Below are 16,633 nucleotides of genomic sequence, written 5' to 3' on the forward strand. Positions count from 1 at the left end.
CGAAATCCGTACTGCCATGTGCAACGCACTGGAAGAAATGGGCCAGACCGTTGAAGTTCACCACCACGAAGTGGCGACTGCCGGCCAGAACGAAATCGGCGTCAAGTTCAACACCCTGGTGAAGAAAGCGGACGAAGTACAGGCCCTGAAATACGTCGTGCACAACGTTGCCGACGCTTACGGCCGTACCGCCACCTTCATGCCGAAGCCACTGTACGGCGACAACGGCTCGGGCATGCACGTGCACATGTCGATCTGGAAAGACGGCAAGAACACCTTCTCGGGTGAAGGCTATGCCGGCCTGTCCGACACCGCCCTGTACTTCATCGGCGGTATCATCAAGCACGGTAAGGCCCTGAACGGCTTCACCAACCCGTCGACCAACTCGTACAAGCGTCTGGTACCAGGCTTCGAAGCCCCGGTAATGCTGGCCTACTCGGCTCGCAACCGTTCCGCCTCGATCCGTATTCCTTACGTCGGCAGCCCGAAAGCCCGCCGTATCGAAGCACGCTTCCCGGACCCATCGGCCAACCCGTACCTGGCCTTCGCGGCCCTGCTGATGGCTGGCCTGGACGGCATCCAGAACAAGATCCACCCAGGCGATGCTGCCGACAAGAACCTGTACGACCTGCCACCAGAAGAGGCCAAGGACATTCCGCAAGTGTGCGGCAGCCTGAAAGAAGCCCTGGAAGAGCTGGACAAAGGCCGTGCGTTCCTGACCAAGGGCGGCGTGTTCTCCGATGACTTCATCGATGCCTTCATCGAGCTGAAGTCGGAAGAAGAAATCAAGGTCCGCACCTTCGTGCACCCACTGGAATACGAGCTGTACTACAGCTGCTGATCTGACCGGCGCCTGGCGCCGATCACATGATCAAGACGGCCTCCTTCGGGAGGCCGTTTTCGTTTCTGCACCAGGCAAAAACCACCCCCACCACGCTATGCTCTATCTTGGTGCACCCAAAAGCACCCTGCCCCTATTTGCTCCCCAATCTGGTTCACATGAAACGTTTCATCCAGAGTTTCTGATCCGAATTTGCGCAGATACAGGCCTTTATCGGCAAATCCCGCTTCTTTTCGGAGCTTTGGTTTGTTTCTTGCATTTCTTGCGGGTAGAGAGCTTCGCACCAGCGGGGCCACCGCACCTGGCCCTGGCCAAAGCAGTGCCAGGCAAGCGCCAAAAGAGGTCAACGACGCCTTATGACCATCAGCGATGCGCAGCACCGTCTGCTTCTGGACAACCTGACCACCGCCACGTTGCTGCTCAATGCCGAGCTGCGCCTGGAGTACATGAACCCGGCCGCGGAAATGCTGCTGGCCGTCAGCGGCCAACGCAGCCATGGGCAGTTCATCAGCGAGCTGTTCACTGAGTCGACCGAGGCGCTCAGCTCGTTGCGCCAGGCGGTCGAACAGGCGCACCCGTTCACCAAGCGCGAAGCGCAGCTGACCTCGCTGACCGGGCAGACCATCACCGTCGATTACGCGGTAACCCCTATCCTCAACCAGGGCCAGACCCTGCTGTTGCTAGAGGTGCATCCACGCGACCGGCTGCTGCGCATCACCAAGGAAGAGGCCCAGCTGAGCAAGCAGGAAACCACCAAGATGCTGGTGCGTGGCCTGGCCCACGAAATCAAGAACCCCCTCGGCGGCATCCGCGGCGCAGCGCAGTTGCTGTCACGCGAATTGCCCGAGGAAGGCCTGCGCGATTACACCAACGTGATCATCGAAGAGGCCGACCGCCTGCGTAACCTGGTCGACCGCATGCTCGGTTCGAACAAGCTGCCGTCGCTGGCCATGACCAATATCCACGAAGTACTGGAACGCGTTTGCAGCTTGGTCGAGGCTGAAAGCCAGGGCTGCATCACTTTGGTGCGCGATTACGACCCAAGCCTGCCGGACGTGCTGATCGACCGCGAGCAGATGATCCAGGCCGTACTCAATATCGTGCGCAACGCCATGCAGGCGATCAGTTCGCAGAACGAACTGCGCCTGGGCCGCATCACCCTGCGCAGCCGCGCCTTGCGCCAGTTCACCATCGGCCACGTGCGCCATCGCCTGGTCGCGCGGGTCGAGATCATCGACAACGGCCCGGGCATTCCGCCGGAACTGCAAGACACCCTCTTCTATCCCATGGTCAGTGGCCGCCCGGACGGTACCGGGCTGGGCCTGGCCATCACCCAGAACATCATCAGCCAGCACCAGGGCCTGATCGAGTGTGAAAGCCACGCAGGCCATACCGCCTTCTCGATCTACCTGCCCCTGGAACAAGGAGCCACCGCCTCATGAGCCGAAGTGAAACCGTATGGATCGTCGACGATGATCGCTCCATCCGCTGGGTCCTGGAAAAAGCCCTGCAACAGGAAGGCATGACCACCCAGAGCTTCGACAGCGCAGACGGTGTGATGGGCCGCCTGGCACGCCAGCAACCGGACGTGATCATTTCCGACATCCGCATGCCGGGCGCCAGCGGCCTCGACCTGCTGGCGCAGATCCGCGAGCAACACCCGCGCTTGCCGGTCATCATCATGACCGCCCATTCCGACCTGGACAGCGCCGTGGCGTCTTACCAGGGCGGCGCCTTCGAGTACCTGCCCAAGCCGTTCGATGTGGACGAGGCGGTCTCGCTGGTCAAACGTGCCAACCAGCATGCGCAGGAGCAACAAGGGCTGGATGTGCCGCAAAACCTGGCGCGCACCCCGGAAATCATCGGCGAAGCACCGGCCATGCAGGAGGTGTTCCGCGCCATTGGCCGCCTCAGCCACTCCAACATCACCGTGCTGATCAATGGCGAGTCCGGCACCGGTAAAGAGCTGGTGGCCCACGCCCTGCACCGCCATAGCCCGCGGGCGGCGTCGCCGTTCATTGCCCTGAACATGGCAGCCATCCCGAAAGACTTGATGGAATCCGAACTGTTCGGCCATGAGAAAGGGGCCTTCACCGGTGCTGCCAACCTGCGCCGGGGCCGCTTCGAACAGGCCGACGGCGGCACCTTGTTCCTCGACGAGATTGGCGACATGCCCGCCGACACCCAGACCCGCCTGCTGCGGGTGCTGGCTGATGGCGAGTTCTACCGGGTTGGCGGCCATGTGCCAGTCAAGGTCGACGTGCGCATCATCGCCGCGACCCACCAGAACCTGGAATCGCTGGTGCAGGCCGGCAAGTTTCGTGAAGACTTGTTCCACCGCCTGAACGTGATTCGCATCCACATCCCGCGCCTGGCTGACCGCCGTGAGGATATCCCTGCCCTCGCCCGCCACTTCCTCGCCCGTGCCGCCCAGGAACTGGCGGTAGAGCCGAAGATCCTCAAGCCGGAGACCGAAGAGTTCATCCGCAACCTGCCGTGGCCAGGCAACGTGCGGCAGATGGAGAACACCTGCCGCTGGATCACGGTGATGGCCTCCAGCCGTGAAGTGCTGATCGGTGACCTGCCGCCCGAACTGCTGAACCTGCCACAGGATGCCGCGCCGGTCACCAACTGGGAGCAGGCCCTGCGCCAGTGGGCCGACCAGGCTCTGGCGCGTGGGCAGACCAACCTGCTGGACAGTGCGGTGCCGAGTTTTGAACGGATCATGATCGAGACGGCGCTCAAGCACACCGCTGGGCGGCGCCGGGATGCCGCGCTGTTGCTGGGTTGGGGACGCAATACCCTGACGCGCAAGATCAAGGAACTGGGGATGAATGTGGCGGGCGGGGATGATGAGGAAGGTGACGAGCACTGACTCTCGGTAATTCTGCAAGATCCTTGGGGCTGCTGCGCAGCCCATCGCGACTCAAGGCCGCTCCAGGAGAACGCAATCCTCTGTAGGAGCGGCCTTGTGTCGCGATTGGGCCGCAAAGCGGCCCCAGCCATTTCAGCCCCGATGCACCGATCCTGTGCCCAATGCACCTCTCGAAGGCACAAATCCCCTCAAAACCCGGCCAAATCCCCCTCAAAGCCCAGTATTTCCGGGTTTTGCAAAACTGGCACGCCCCCTGCAATAGCTAATACATATCCAGTTTCGGGGCCCTGGTACAGGCAGGCCGGGTGAACCCCTCTTTTATTTGCAGCATCGCCCGTTTCGGGGACCTCGGTACAGGCAGGCCGGGCCATCCCCTCTTTACACGCAGTACGCCGTAGCCCTTTTGGGGACCCTGGTACAGGCAGGCCGGGATATCCCCTCTTTTATTCGTGCAGTTTCACCTGCACCCGCCAGCGTCCAGCGTCCTCTGCACCGGCCCACTCGCCGTGCAGGGGGCGCGCGGCCACCACTGTCAGCAACAAGCCTTCCTTGCTCTTCTGCACCCGCCAGCTCACCGGCTTCCCCTCAAGGCTCAACTGCCCTTGCTGGGCCTTGCCCTGGGCCTGGAACAGCAACCCAACCGTACCTTCCACGTTCTCGCCGTGCAGCTGCGGCTCTTCGTTGAACCAAAGGTCCAGGCCGTTCTGCACCACCTCCACCTGCTGCAACACCCGCTCTTCGGGCATTGTCAGGCGGCCGATCATCAACCCGACCATAACGCCAACGATCGCCAACGACAGCATCATCCGCGGGAACGCCTTCGAACGCACGTCCGGTTCAGGGGTAGAATGCCCGTCATCTTCACGCTTGGAGCCGTGCATGTTTCACGTCATCCTTTTTCAACCAGAAATTCCGCCGAATACCGGCAACATCATTCGCCTGTGCGCCAACAGCGGCTGCCACCTGCACCTGATCGAACCCATCAGCTTCGAACTGGATGACAAGCGCTTGCGCCGCGCGGGGCTGGATTACCACGAGTATGCCACGCTCAAGCGCCACGAGAGCCTGGCCGGATGCCTGGAAAGCCTGGGCAATCCAAGGCTGTTTGCCTTCACTACCAAAGGCTCGCACCCGTTCCATGAAGTGGCCTATCAGCCGGGCGATGCCTTTTTGTTCGGGCCGGAGAGCCGCGGGTTGCCAGCCGAGGTGCTGGACAGCCTGCCGGCCGAACAACGCCTGCGCCTGCCAATGCGGCCGGGGTGCCGGAGCCTGAACCTGTCCAATACCGTGGCGGTGACGGTGTATGAGGCCTGGCGGCAGAATGGGTTTGCCGGGAGTTGATCTTTCTTTTGTGCGGGCCCTTTCGCGGGCTCGCCCGCTCCCACAGGGATCGCACCAGCCTCAAGTACAGCGCTGTACCTGTGGGAGCGGGCATGCCCGCGAAGAGGCCCGCACAGGCAACAAAAAAGCGCCCCGAGAGGCGCTTTTTCTGAAGCCGGCAGCGATTACTGCACGGTCGGCGCTTCGCCCGCTTCCTGCATGCGCTGCATCTCTTGCGCGTACAGGGCGTCGAAGTTGACCGGCGACAGCATCAGTGCCGGGAACGAACCGCGGGTCACCAGGCTGTCCAGGGTCTCACGGGCATACGGGAACAGGATGTTCGGGCAGAACGCGCCCAGGGTGTGGCTCATCGAAGGGGCATCGAGGTTGGCGATCAGGAAGATACCCGCCTGCTGCACTTCAGCGATGAAGGCCACTTCGTCACCGTTCTTGACGGTAACCGACAGGGTCAGTACCACTTCGTGGAAGTCGCCTTCCAGGGCTTTCTGCTTGGTGTTCAGGTCCAGCGCGACGCTCGGCTCCCAGCTCTGGCGGAAGATCTGCGGGCTTTTCGGGGCCTCGAACGACAGGTCGCGCACGTAGATGCGCTGCAGGGAAAACTGTGGGCTGTTGTCTTCTGCAGCAGCGCCGTTGGTCTGTTGGTCAGTCATGGCAGATCCTTATCCTAATGTTTTTGAATGCAGTGCAAATCAGGCCGCCAGCAACGCGTCGAGCTTGCCGGCGCGCTCCAGGGCATAGAGGTCATCGCATCCACCGACATGGGTGCTGCCGATCCAGATCTGCGGCACCGACGTACGGCCGGCCTTCTGGCTCATCTCGGCACGAACCTGCGGCTTGCCGTCGACCTTGATTTCCTCGAAGGCCACGCCCTTGCTCTCAAGCAGGTACTTGGCGCGCATGCAGTAGGGGCAGTAGTCGCTGGAATAGACGATGACGGGCTTCATATCACTTCACCAGGGGCAGGTTATCGGCTTTCCAGCTGGAAACGCCACCGCTCAGTTTGGCAGCGGTGTAACCAGCCTTGAGCAGCTCGCGGCAGTGGGTGCCGGACTGCTGGCCCATTGCGTCGACGACGATCAGGGTCTTCTCTTTGTGCTTGTCCAGCTCGGTCATGCGGGTGGCCAGCTTGTCCTGCGGAATGTTGATCGCACCGACGATGTGGCCGGCGGCGTATTCCTTGGCAGTACGGATGTCGAGGACCAGGCCCTTGTCGGCGTTGACCAGGGCGGTCAGCTGGCCATTGGTCAGGCTCTGGCCGCCACGGCGGATTTCATTGAGCAGCAGCAGGACCAGCAGAACAACGAAGATCGCAACCAGGATGTAGTGATCTGTCGCGAATTGAATCAGGTGAGCAACCATCAGCGGTGTTCCAGGCGATTGAAAATGCCGGCCAGTATACACAGCCCCCCAGTGCCACCAAAGCCCGACGGGCCGGCCGTAAAGGTACCTTCATGTTGCCGCATGAGGCGCGCTGGTCCGGGAACAGGACGAATATTCGCCGCAGGTGGCGCATTTGCCCTAAAATGCGTGTCTTTATCATCTTTGAACAACCGTGAGTTTGATTGATGACGAGTACGCCCAAACCCCTGGTCCTGATCATCCTGGATGGCTTCGGCCACAGCGAAGTCCCCGAACACAACGCCATTTTTGCCGCCAACACGCCGGTCTATGACCGCCTGCGCGCCACCCAGCCGCATGGCCTCATTTCCGGCTCAGGCATGGATGTCGGCCTGCCGGACGGGCAGATGGGCAACTCCGAAGTCGGTCACATGAACCTGGGCGCGGGCCGCGTCGTCTACCAGGACTTCACCCGCGTTACCAAAGCCATCCGTGACGGCGAGTTCTTCGAAAACCCGGTGCTCACCGGTGCCGTGGACAAAGCCACCAGTGCCGGCAAGGCCGTGCACATCCTCGGCCTGTTGTCGGATGGTGGCGTGCACAGCCACCAGGACCACATCGTTGCCATGGCCGAACTGGCCGCGCAGCGTGGCGCCGAAAAAATCTACCTGCACGCCTTCCTCGATGGCCGTGATACTCCACCACGCAGCGCGCAGTCGTCGATCGAACTGCTCGACGCCACCTTCGCAAGGCTGGGCAAGGGCCGCATCGCCAGCCTGATCGGCCGCTACTACGCCATGGACCGCGACAACCGCTGGGACCGTGTAAGCGCCGCCTACAACCTGATCGTCGACAGCACTGCCGAATACACCGCCGACACCGCCCAGGCCGGCCTGGAAGCGGCCTACGCCCGCGACGAGAGCGACGAGTTCGTCAAGGCCACGCGCATTGGCGAAGCGGTCAGGGTCGAGGACGGCGATGCCGTGATCTTCATGAACTTCCGCGCTGACCGTGCCCGCGAGCTGTCGCGCGTGTTCGTCGAAGCCGACTTCAATGAATTCCCGCGCGCCCGCCTGCCAAAACTGGCTGCCTACATCGGCCTGACCCAGTACTCGGCCAAGATTCCGGCGCCGGCAGCCTTTGCACCGGCCAGCCTGAACAACGTGCTGGGCGAGTACCTGGCTAAGAACGGCAAAACCCAGCTGCGTATTGCCGAAACCGAGAAGTACGCCCACGTTACCTTCTTCTTCTCGGGTGGCCGTGAAGAGCCGTTCGAAGGCGAAGAGCGCATCCTCATCCCGTCGCCCAAGGTTGCCACCTACGACCTGCAGCCGGAAATGAACGCGCCGGAAGTGACCGATCGCATTGTCGAAGCCATCGAGCAGCAGCGCTTCGACGTGATCGTGGTCAACTACGCCAACGGCGACATGGTCGGCCATACGGGCGTGTTCGAGGCTGCGGTGAAGGCGGTTGAAGCGCTGGATACCTGCGTCGGCCGCATCGTCGAAGCGCTGGCCAAAGTGGACGGCGAAGCGCTGATCACCGCCGACCACGGCAACGTCGAGCAGATGGAAGACGAATGCACCGGCCAGGCGCACACCGCGCACACCACCGAGCCGGTACCGTTCATCTATGTAGGCAAGCGCAACGTGAAAGTGCGCGACGGCGGCGTACTGGCTGATGTGGCGCCGACCATGTTGAAGCTGCTGGGGCTGGAAAAGCCGGTGGAAATGACTGGTACTTCGATTCTGGTAGACGCCTGAATCTGTGAATTGGGGCCGCTTTGCGGCCCATCGCGACACAAGGCCGCTCCTACAGGGGACCGCGTGATGACTGTAGGAGCGGCCTTGCGTCGCGATCGGGCTGCGCAGCAGCCCCCGATTACACATGAATTCCAGACAAACGCCCCTCTGCACCCGCAGCGAGGCGTTTTTTTTGCCCGCCCGGGCGGGCATACTAGGCCAGTCTCCATCCTTGGTACGCCAAACCCCATGCTTCGCGCCCTGATCCTACTCGCCCTGTCTTGCCTGCTCAGCCCGGCCTTCGCCGATGAGCGTGCACAGACCCAGCAGCAACTGGACGCCACCCGCCAGGACATTGCCGAGCTCAAGAAAACGCTGGGCAAGCTCCAGGAAGAAAAGGCCGGTGTGCAAAAGGACCTCAAAACCACCGAGACCGACATCGGCAACCTCGAAAAGCAGGTGGAGGCGCTGCAGCAAGAACTAAAAAAGACCGAGGGCGATCTGGAGCGCCTTGATACCGAGAAAAAAAAACTCCAGAGCGCCCGCGTTGAACAACAGCGACTGATCGCCATCCAGGCCCGTTCGGCCTACCAGAACAATGGCCGCGAGGAATACCTCAAGCTGCTGCTCAACCAGCAGAACCCCGAGAAGTTCGCCCGCACCCTCACCTACTACGACTACATCAGCAAGGCGCGCCTGGAACAACTGCGCACCTTCAACGAAACCCTGCGCCAACTGGCCAACGTCGAGCAGGAAATGGCCACCCAGCAGCAACAGCTGCTGGCCCAGCGCGCCGACCTCGACAGCCGCCGCCAGGCCCTTGAGGCCGAACGAGGCAAGCGCCAGCAGGTACTGGCCAAGCTTAATGGCGACATGAAGGACCGCGACCAGAAGTTGCAGGCCCGCGAGCAGGACCAGGCCGACCTGTCCAAAGTGCTCAAGACCATCGAGGAAACCCTGGCCCGGCAAGCCCGCGAGGCTGAAGAAGCGCGCAAGAAAGCCTTGCTGGCCCAGCAGGAAGCGGAAAAACGCCGCCAGCAGGAGGCCCTGGCCGCCGCCGCTGCCCGCGAAGAGGCCAAGGAGCCGGTGGAGCCACCGAAGAAGGCCCGCACCACCCTCGGCCCGATGGTTTCCACCGACGGCGAGAGCTACGGCGGCGCATTTTCTTCCGCACGTGGAAAACTTCCGTGGCCCGTGAATGGTCGATTGCTGGCACGCTTCGGCGATGCGCGCGGCAGCGATGCCCGTGCCAAGTGGGACGGCGTGATGATCAGCGCCAACCCAGGCACCCAGGTACGCGCCGTACACGGTGGGCGTGTGGTGTTTGCCGACTGGTTGCGCGGTGCCGGGCTTCTGGTCATTCTCGACCATGGCAATGGTTACCTGAGCCTTTACGGCCACAACCAGAGCCTGCTCAAGAGCGCCGGTGATATCGTCAAGGCCGGTGAAGCCATTTCCACCGTGGGCGACAGCGGTGGCCAGGACGCGGCAGGCTTGTACTTCGCCATCCGCCAGCAGGGCCGACCGACCGACCCTGCGCAGTGGTGCCGGGGCTAGTCAAATTTCTACGGCGTAGCCTGAATGCTGCGCCGATGCTCCCCAGGGAGCGCTTACAGGATCAGGAGTTCGTTCGACATGCTGCACTCGCCTCGTCTCACCCAGCTGGCCCTGTCCATCGCCCTGGCGGTCGGCGCGCCCCTGGCCACCGCCGCCGAGCCGGCCAAGGCCGCCGCAGTGCCCGCCACCGAGGTGACCGCCAAGGCGCCGCTGCCACTGGAAGAGCTGCGCACCTTTGCCGAGGTCATGGACCGCATCAAGGCGGCCTATGTAGAGCCGGTGGACGACAAGACCCTGCTGGAAAACGCGATCAAGGGCATGCTCAGCAACCTTGACCCGCACTCGGCCTACCTTGGCCCCGAAGACTTCCAGGAGCTGCAGGAAAGCACCAGCGGCGAGTTCGGCGGGCTGGGCATCGAAGTGGGCCAGGAAGACGGCTTCATCAAGGTGGTCTCGCCCATCGACGACACCCCGGCCTCGCGTGCCGGGGTGCAGGCTGGCGACCTGATCGTCAAGATCAATGGCGCACCCACCCGCGGCCAGACCATGACCGAAGCAGTCGACAAGATGCGCGGCAAGGTTGGCGAGAAAATCACCCTGACCCTGGTGCGCGACGGCGGCAACCCGTTTGACGTGACCCTGGCCCGCGCGGTCATCCAGGTCAAGAGCGTGAAGAGCCAGCTGCTGGAGAACGACTACGGCTACATCCGCATCACCCAGTTCCAGGTCAAGACCGGCGACGAGGTGGGCAAGGCCCTGGCCAAGCTGCGCAAGGACAACGGCAAGAAGCTGCGCGGCGTGGTGCTGGACCTGCGCAACAACCCGGGCGGCGTGCTGCAATCCGCCGTGGAAGTGGCCGACCACTTCCTGACCAAGGGCCTGATCGTCTACACCAAGGGCCGCATCGCCAACTCCGAGCTGCGCTTCTCGGCCGACCCGGCCGACGCCAGCGAAGGCGTGCCGCTGGTGGTACTGATCAACGGCGGCAGCGCCTCGGCCTCGGAAATTGTCGCCGGCGCCCTGCAGGACCAAAAGCGCGCCGTGCTGATGGGCACCGACAGCTTCGGCAAAGGTTCGGTGCAAACCGTGCTGCCACTGGCCAACGACCGCGCCCTGAAGCTGACCACTGCGCTGTACTTCACCCCCAATGGCCGCTCGATCCAGGCGCAAGGCATCGTTCCTGACATCGAAGTGCGCCCGGCCAAGCTCACCGCTGAAGTCGACACCGACAATTTCAAGGAAGCTGACCTGCAAGGTCACCTGGGCAATGGTAACGGCGGTGCCGACCGCCCGACCGGCAGCAGCAAGCGCAAGGAGCGCCCGCAGGATGACGACTTCCAGCTGAGCCAGGCACTGAGCCTGCTCAAGGGCCTGAACATCACCTCGGGCAAGTGATACAACGCATGCGTTATCTGCTGTGCCTGCTGTTTTGCCTGTTGGCCGGGGTCGCGCAAGCGGCACCGGCCAACAAGGCCTACATGAGCATCATCATCGACGACCTGGGCCAGAGCCCCGAGCGTGATAGCCGCACATTGGCCCTGCCGGGCCCGGTGACCATGGCAATCATGCCCGACACCCCGCACGCCACCGACTTCGCCCGCCAGGCGCACAAGGCTGGCAAAACGGTGATCCTGCACATGCCGATGGACCCGGCCACCGGGCCCTATGCCTGGCACCCGGGCATCGTCATCGAGGAACTGGCCCGGCGCCTGAATGCGGCCTTGGCCAAAGTCCCGTACGCGGCAGGCATCAATAACCACATGGGCAGCCGGATGACGGCCCAACGCGAACCGATGACCTGGTTGATGACCGAGTTGCAGCGGCGCCACCTGTTCTTTGTCGACAGCCGCACCAGTGCGGCGACGGTAGCGGCGGCCGAAGCGCAGGCACAGGGGCTGGCACACGTTTCCCGTGATGTGTTCCTCGACGACGAGCGCACCAACGAAGCGATCAGCCGGCAACTTCAGCAAGGTATCGCCCTTGCCCGCCAACAAGGCTCCGCCGTGTTGATCGGCCACCCTTACCCGCAAACACTCGACATACTGGCGCGCGAGCTGCCACGCCTGGCGCAACAAGGCATCACCCTGGTCAGCCTGCAGCAGATGATCGCCGAACGGGGTAACCAGGCCATGCCGGCGCACGGCAGGCATGGCCGGTACACCAACCGCAGCCAGCGTTAGCAATCAGAAGGGAATGATCCCCCGGGCTTGCTCCAGCGTCAGCTTGCCATAATGAAGGCGCTGGCCCGCGGCGGCGGCCAGGCGACGGCTCATTCGGCGCTGGCTCCAGGTTTTCAGGTGCCCGGTGGTGAAGTCCTGTGCGTAGTCATCAGGTGAACTGAAATGAAAGTGCGCGGCCCACAGGTTTCGCCTGCTCGGTAGGCGCAGCACCTTGTATTCATCAAATGCACTACCGTCCTGCATGGTGCGCCTTTCGTTGTATTCAACCGTGATCACGCCCTCTGCATGCAGGAACTGCAGGGCGTCAGCAGAGGGATAGCTGGTGTCGGTGTACAGGGTGGTCAGTTGCAGTTTTTTCTCGGCCCGCAGTGCATCTGCATCCCGCTCCAGCGTCCTGAGAAGGCTCTCGTTGCCCCCCGCATCGCGCACGACGCTCGCGGCCTGGTCCAGTTTGTTCAGCTGCTGATCAAACAGCTGGGCGAGCAAGGAGCCCTTGATATCGTGCTCGACGTACGACCTGGCCTTTTCCCGCACAGCCGTATTTTCTTCAAGCAGCGACTGCACCCACATGGGTAGATCGTCCGGAGGCGCCTGATCAACCAATGAAGGCCTTTTAGCCTCTCGCTCACGCCATTGGCCCTGAACCTGCTCGAATGTGGCCAACACATCGTCGGAAAAGGACTCGCGCACCTCGACGATGCGCTGCCCCTCCACCTCGGTCTCCGTCCCGATCAGCAACTGCCCTTGAGCATTGCGGACCAGCCGCTGCTGCGTGCTGGCGACCGAATAGGGCGAACGCCTATCGGGTACAGTGCCGGTTTCCTGCTCACGAACCGCTTCGACCAGGCGGCGTCCGGCGTCCAGCTTGAGCTTGCCGACATGTTCCTGGTATCGATCGATCATCCCCGGCTCGATCAACTGCCCGCCTGTTTTGCGGATACGCGCGCTGTTGAGCAGCGCGGCTGTGTATTCATCCCAGGCTTCCTGCAGGATGACAACCCTGTCCTGCGCCGACAGGGTGACAACGTCCAGTTCACCGTGGGCATCTGCGGCGCTACGCAAGTTCAGGCCGGCCAATTCTTCCCTGTAGCCGACAAGCGTTTCGATCCCGGTTTCGCTGTCCAGGTGCAAAGCAAGGTCACTCAGGTTCAGCACCTGGTGGAAACGCAATTGGACAGTGGTGAAGTGACGCGAAGCAATCAACTGGCCAACGGTATGCGCCGATTCCTCCGGCGCGCTGGATATCTCGAAATCGTCCGCTGTCACAGCCAATAATTCATCGAGATGCTCTTGAGCCAGAAGTATGCGGTCCTGCAGGCCTACAACGGTTTCAAGCTTGAGGCGTAACTTTTTGTACAGCTCGGAGACTTCAACGATAGGTCGCCCGTTCAGGCGGTTTCGCATCTCGGCAAGCGCCTGATAATCCGCTAATTCCCACAGCTCTTTGACAATGAAATCACTATTGCGGATTAGCCCCGTTCGAACGTTCTTCTCGTGCTGCTCGATCACGGCATCCCAATCGTCCATCGAGCGCTCGGTAGCAAATTTGGGCTCCTTCATGGTCGTTAGCAGTGGCAGAATCGCTTGTTCTGCGCGCACAGCGGTCTCCAATTGCTGTACCGATTCCTCCCTGCGCTTGAAATCCTCCGCTTCCCACTCAGCTATACGGTCATCGTACCGCTGAAGCAAACCCTGCATCTGCGTAACATCAGCCCCCTCTGGCGGTGAGAGTAGCGCTGCAGCTGCCTTCGCCCTGAGAGCCTTGAGGTTTTGCAACCGGTCTAACGATTCAAGCGATTTTTTTGCCCGTGCGCCGAACAGTTCCCTCGCTTCATTCACCTGCAGGTCCAGTTGGCGGATCTTGTCTTTCATCTCGTGGAACCGGTTCGCAAGCCTGGCCCGAGTAGCGCTTTGTTTCATACCGCCATACAGGCGGAGTGAGGTGTCGACTCGCCAGACACCATCGAAAACGATCCAGGGCCCTGGTGTTCCTCGGGGATCGACGACTCGTACACCGGCTGGTGATCGCTCCACACGGTAGGCGTCCCCGCCCAACGCCGCATAATAGTGGCCATCGATAAGGTACAACCCCCTCGCCTCATGGGTGGTCAACGGCTGCAGGCCGTTGAGCGCCACGTTTGAACGCATGGCATGGAGCGCTTGCCGCTGTGCAGGCGGCAACCAGTTGAGCCCACTCTGGCCCCGCCAGGAGAAGTCGAGCCAACGGCCAGGCAGCGCCGCCAATGCCTGGCCAGTGCCAACGTCCACGGGAACGAGCGTGTTCTCGGCAAAAGCGCCGCGCTGGGCAACGGGGCCTTCAAACACTGAAGCGTCAGGTAGCTCAGTGACCGCAGCCAGCCCCTGCACAGGTTGACGGGCATGCAACAAGGTCATACCCAGGTTCAACATCAGGTCGGCAATGGCAGCCGAACGTGCGAATTCGCCACCCTGCTCAAGCGCGTTCAGGTCGTTCTCCAAAGCACCAAGGAGCTGGACCAGCCAGGCCATGGAGGCGACTGGGCCACGGATAACCAGAGTCACCACATCGAACAGAAGCCACGCGCCTTCGCTCAGCGTCTGCCAGCGGCTTTCGGCATTGGAAACGGACTGCTCGTTCGCGAGCTCGACGAGCAAATCCCGGTTTGCGGCATAGAGCCTTTCATCAAGATCATTGCGCCAGAATTCAATAGAAAAGCTGGCGGGTTCAGGAGTAGCGGGCGGCGTGTAGAAATCAATTCCGATAACAGCAATGTGAGGCTCCTGAAACCCCCCGTTCTGATAGATCGCGCGAACAGCCGGGTCCATCCAGTCAACGATACTGCCCTGTAACGGCTGCGACTCGCGAACCTGGTCGAGCAAGGCCGGCAGGCTTGCATACTCGCGCAGGGTGTCTTGCGCAAACAGGGGCCGATATAGAAGTACCAGTGAAGGTTCGGCGCAGTACAACATGTACATGCCCCCTACCCGGTCCCTTTTCCCGGACGCCGGGCTGCGCTTGAACGCCAAGGGAATAAGCACCATTCGCGGTGTGATCGGGTCTATATGCCCGGCACAGAAGTCGACAACGCATTGCAGCCCGGCTTGCGAGACCCGCTGGTCAAGTTTGGCGGTGACGGCAGTGCAAAGCAGTGCGCTGCGCCATTCCCGCCCAAATCGCCTGACACGGTCGGCACGCGTCGTAGGGTCGTCCAGATGCCCGGCTACGTAGGCTGGATAACTACCACCAATGTCGACCTGAAGCACCAACCGCCTGACAGAGTCCGGATTCAGCCAAGTGGGCACTTCACTGCCATCACTGTGGCGAATGTTTCGAATGGTCGCTCCCTTCAGGGATGAAAGATTGCCGATGGCAAATTCTGTGAGGGTCTTGCTACCGACGAACGCCAGCGGCTCTCCTCCCCCGGCGCCTGTTGCCCCACCACCCGGCATCCCACGCGCCAGGTACAAATCCAGAAGAACGTTGTCTGCTGAGCCTTCGTCAGCGTGGTCCAGGCGAATTTGCTCCGCCAACTGCTGGCGGGTATAGGCTTGCAGAGACTGAACACCCTCCAATGCGGCGATGCCGTCTGCATCGAGTTGGTAGGCGGCGATTTGCAACAGCGCGGCACTCCACGCAAAGCTGTCCTGGGCGCTGCTGGCACGCAAGCCCAGTGGCGGTTGAACCGCTGGCGTTTCATTCTCGTAATCGACGAACCATGACGATGGATCACTCAACTCGGCAAACCGCTGCTCAAGCGCCCCAACATCGCTAATGGCACTGAAAGATACCCGATCAAGCCTGCGGAACACGGTTTCGAGCAGCAGCGAAACTTGCTGGGCGAAAGCATTGCCTTGCACAGGGTAACGCTGCCAGCTCATCTGCTCGAATGCGTAGCGCTGCGCCAGCTCATCACGAAGGGCGTAGCCGAAATCAACCAGGGATTCGAAACTGCGCACGGTGCCAGACGGCTCGCACCACAACACAACCTGCCGCTCGTCCCACTCGCCCAGCACCAACAGGTGGCACAGCATTTCATCGTATTGCTGTGACGCACTCGTCAGTTGGGCCTGCACGAAATAAACCGACGGCTGGTCAGCCTGGCCGCGTATCACCCCTCGGATGCAGGCCTGCTCCTTTGCATCCAGGCCTTGCATGGGCAGGCCGCGCAACAGGGCGGTTTGCAACACAAGCTGCAACCAGCTATCCCGGCTGACCCCAGCGCTACCCTGGGCCTTCCAGTACTCAAGCTGGGCCTCACAGAAGCTTTGCGCCAAGCGCGCAACCAGTTCATTCAGCGAGCGCGACAAACCCGTCAGCCGCCGGGTATCGAGCTCACTGTGGGAGCCCGCAAAACGGTGGGGCGCCGTGAGCCCGACATTGAACTGGCGCCCGTCCTCCAATGGCTCGATATCAAGCAGCTGTGGGTCCAACAGCGCTTGCAACACTCGGTCGAGCAACGGTTGAGTGGTCCAGTAAGGCGTGTCGGGGTCCGGGCTATCCAGCATCAGGGGTTCAGCCGTTGACAGGGCGGGCGTTACATCAGCCAGCCATGGCAGCTCGGCCAGCAACACTGCCAACAGCTGCTCACTGGCGACCTGCCGCAAGGTGGGCCGGCCAGCAAACTGTTTGGCAACTGCTTGCGCGAAGGCAAACGTGCGGGGCTCGGGGCTGTTCATGTTGCGCATACCTCCTCGGTAAATCCGGGAGGCTGCTACACGCCTTGCCGAGGCCTACGCTAAATATTGCTCGCGCAAAAAAAAAAGGCCTTGCTCTGTCGAG

13 protein-coding genes are annotated in these 16,633 nt (G+C 61.8%); 8 read left to right on the plus strand and 5 right to left on the minus strand.

The genetic code is table 11. From position 1 onward, the window contains the following. The 3 genes from glnA to ntrC all read left to right on the plus strand — a co-directional run. A partial coding sequence (gene glnA / locus ACQKPZ_RS20535; protein WP_427541593.1) for a type I glutamate--ammonia ligase occupies positions 1-841 on the plus strand: 841 nt, incomplete at its 5' end. 356 nt (positions 842-1,197) lie between these two features. After that, entirely contained in the window at positions 1,198-2,283 is a 1,086-nt protein-coding gene (gene glnL / locus ACQKPZ_RS20540; RefSeq protein WP_016712463.1) for a nitrogen regulation protein NR(II), read from the plus strand. Beyond that, the gene (gene ntrC / locus ACQKPZ_RS20545; protein ID WP_391126398.1) at positions 2,280-3,716 is read left to right on the plus strand and encodes a nitrogen regulation protein NR(I); all 1,437 of its coding nucleotides are present in this window, start codon (positions 2,280-2,282) and stop codon (positions 3,714-3,716) included. The genes glnL and ntrC overlap by 4 nt, the downstream gene beginning before the upstream one ends. A gap of 443 nt (positions 3,717-4,159) precedes the next feature. On the opposite strand, the gene ACQKPZ_RS20550 is transcribed toward ntrC, so the two are convergent. After that, positions 4,160-4,597 (minus strand): hypothetical protein, encoded by a 438-nt coding sequence (locus ACQKPZ_RS20550; RefSeq protein WP_427541596.1) that lies wholly within the window; start codon positions 4,595-4,597, stop codon positions 4,160-4,162. Between ACQKPZ_RS20550 and trmL the strand changes: the two genes are divergently transcribed. Continuing rightward, the gene (gene trmL, locus ACQKPZ_RS20555) at positions 4,596-5,057 is read left to right on the plus strand and encodes a tRNA (uridine(34)/cytosine(34)/5-carboxymethylaminomethyluridine(34)-2'-O)-methyltransferase TrmL (protein ID WP_012274606.1); all 462 of its coding nucleotides are present in this window, start codon (positions 4,596-4,598) and stop codon (positions 5,055-5,057) included. The two genes, ACQKPZ_RS20550 and trmL, sit on opposite strands and share 2 nt — an antisense overlap. Positions 5,058-5,221: 164 nt before the next feature. Here trmL and secB read toward each other — a convergent pair whose 3' ends face one another. The 3 genes from secB to ACQKPZ_RS20570 are packed head-to-tail and all read right to left on the minus strand — an operon-like array spanning position 5,222 to position 6,416. Further along, the gene (gene secB, locus ACQKPZ_RS20560) at positions 5,222-5,707 is read right to left on the minus strand and encodes a protein-export chaperone SecB (protein WP_391126407.1); all 486 of its coding nucleotides are present in this window, start codon (positions 5,705-5,707) and stop codon (positions 5,222-5,224) included. A gap of 39 nt (positions 5,708-5,746) precedes the next feature. Continuing rightward, positions 5,747-6,001: a glutaredoxin 3 gene (grxC, locus tag ACQKPZ_RS20565; RefSeq protein ID WP_003249204.1), complete on the minus strand. Its 255-nt coding sequence runs from the start codon at positions 5,999-6,001 to the stop codon at positions 5,747-5,749. A 1-nt stretch (position 6,002) separates the two neighbouring features. Further along, complete coding sequence (locus ACQKPZ_RS20570) at positions 6,003-6,416, minus strand: rhodanese-like domain-containing protein (RefSeq protein WP_427541598.1); 414 nt, start codon at positions 6,414-6,416, stop codon at positions 6,003-6,005. 206 nt (positions 6,417-6,622) lie between these two features. Between ACQKPZ_RS20570 and gpmI the strand changes: the two genes are divergently transcribed. The 4 genes from gpmI to ACQKPZ_RS20590 all read left to right on the plus strand — a co-directional run bounded on the left by gpmI (position 6,623) and on the right by ACQKPZ_RS20590 (position 11,874). After that, positions 6,623-8,158, plus strand: coding sequence for a 2,3-bisphosphoglycerate-independent phosphoglycerate mutase (gene gpmI, locus ACQKPZ_RS20575; protein WP_427541601.1), 1,536 nt, complete (start codon positions 6,623-6,625; stop codon positions 8,156-8,158). Positions 8,159-8,386: 228 nt separating this feature from the next. Then, positions 8,387-9,694 carry a murein hydrolase activator EnvC family protein gene (locus ACQKPZ_RS20580; protein WP_427541604.1) on the plus strand — a complete coding sequence of 436 codons (1,308 nt, stop codon included), beginning with the start codon at positions 8,387-8,389 and terminating at the stop codon, positions 9,692-9,694. Positions 9,695-9,772: 78 nt separating this feature from the next. Continuing rightward, the gene (locus ACQKPZ_RS20585) at positions 9,773-11,089 is read left to right on the plus strand and encodes a S41 family peptidase (protein WP_427541607.1); all 1,317 of its coding nucleotides are present in this window, start codon (positions 9,773-9,775) and stop codon (positions 11,087-11,089) included. Positions 11,090-11,097: 8 nt separating this feature from the next. Then, a complete protein-coding gene (locus ACQKPZ_RS20590; RefSeq protein WP_427541610.1) occupies positions 11,098-11,874 on the plus strand; it encodes a divergent polysaccharide deacetylase family protein in 777 nt (258 codons plus the stop codon). A 3-nt stretch (positions 11,875-11,877) separates the two neighbouring features. On the opposite strand, the gene ACQKPZ_RS20595 is transcribed toward ACQKPZ_RS20590, so the two are convergent. Next, positions 11,878-16,530 carry a hypothetical protein gene (locus ACQKPZ_RS20595; protein WP_427541613.1) on the minus strand — a complete coding sequence of 1,551 codons (4,653 nt, stop codon included), beginning with the start codon at positions 16,528-16,530 and terminating at the stop codon, positions 11,878-11,880. Positions 16,531-16,633: the final 103 nt, after the last annotated feature.

It is taken from the genome of Pseudomonas sp. NPDC089547, assembly GCF_050280665.1.
Taxonomy (GTDB): domain Bacteria; phylum Pseudomonadota; class Gammaproteobacteria; order Pseudomonadales; family Pseudomonadaceae; genus Aquipseudomonas.

Bases quoted from the DNA above. Each gene is read 5' to 3' on its own strand.
- glnL (WP_016712463.1), top strand. From the start codon at position 1,198: ATGACCATCAGCGATGCGCAGCACCGTCTGCTTCTGGACAACCTGACC.
- ntrC (WP_391126398.1), top strand. From the start codon at position 2,280: ATGAGCCGAAGTGAAACCGTATGGATCGTCGACGATGATCGCTCCATC.
- trmL (WP_012274606.1), top strand. From the start codon at position 4,596: ATGTTTCACGTCATCCTTTTTCAACCAGAAATTCCGCCGAATACCGGC.
- ACQKPZ_RS20550 (WP_427541596.1), bottom strand. From the start codon at position 4,597: ATGCACGGCTCCAAGCGTGAAGATGACGGGCATTCTACCCCTGAACCG.
- secB (WP_391126407.1), bottom strand. From the start codon at position 5,707: ATGACTGACCAACAGACCAACGGCGCTGCTGCAGAAGACAACAGCCCA.
- grxC (WP_003249204.1), bottom strand. From the start codon at position 6,001: ATGAAGCCCGTCATCGTCTATTCCAGCGACTACTGCCCCTACTGCATG.
- ACQKPZ_RS20570 (WP_427541598.1), bottom strand. From the start codon at position 6,416: ATGGTTGCTCACCTGATTCAATTCGCGACAGATCACTACATCCTGGTT.
- gpmI (WP_427541601.1), top strand. From the start codon at position 6,623: ATGACGAGTACGCCCAAACCCCTGGTCCTGATCATCCTGGATGGCTTC.
- ACQKPZ_RS20580 (WP_427541604.1), top strand. From the start codon at position 8,387: ATGCTTCGCGCCCTGATCCTACTCGCCCTGTCTTGCCTGCTCAGCCCG.
- ACQKPZ_RS20585 (WP_427541607.1), top strand. From the start codon at position 9,773: ATGCTGCACTCGCCTCGTCTCACCCAGCTGGCCCTGTCCATCGCCCTG.
- ACQKPZ_RS20590 (WP_427541610.1), top strand. From the start codon at position 11,098: ATGCGTTATCTGCTGTGCCTGCTGTTTTGCCTGTTGGCCGGGGTCGCG.
- ACQKPZ_RS20595 (WP_427541613.1), bottom strand. From the start codon at position 16,530: ATGAACAGCCCCGAGCCCCGCACGTTTGCCTTCGCGCAAGCAGTTGCC.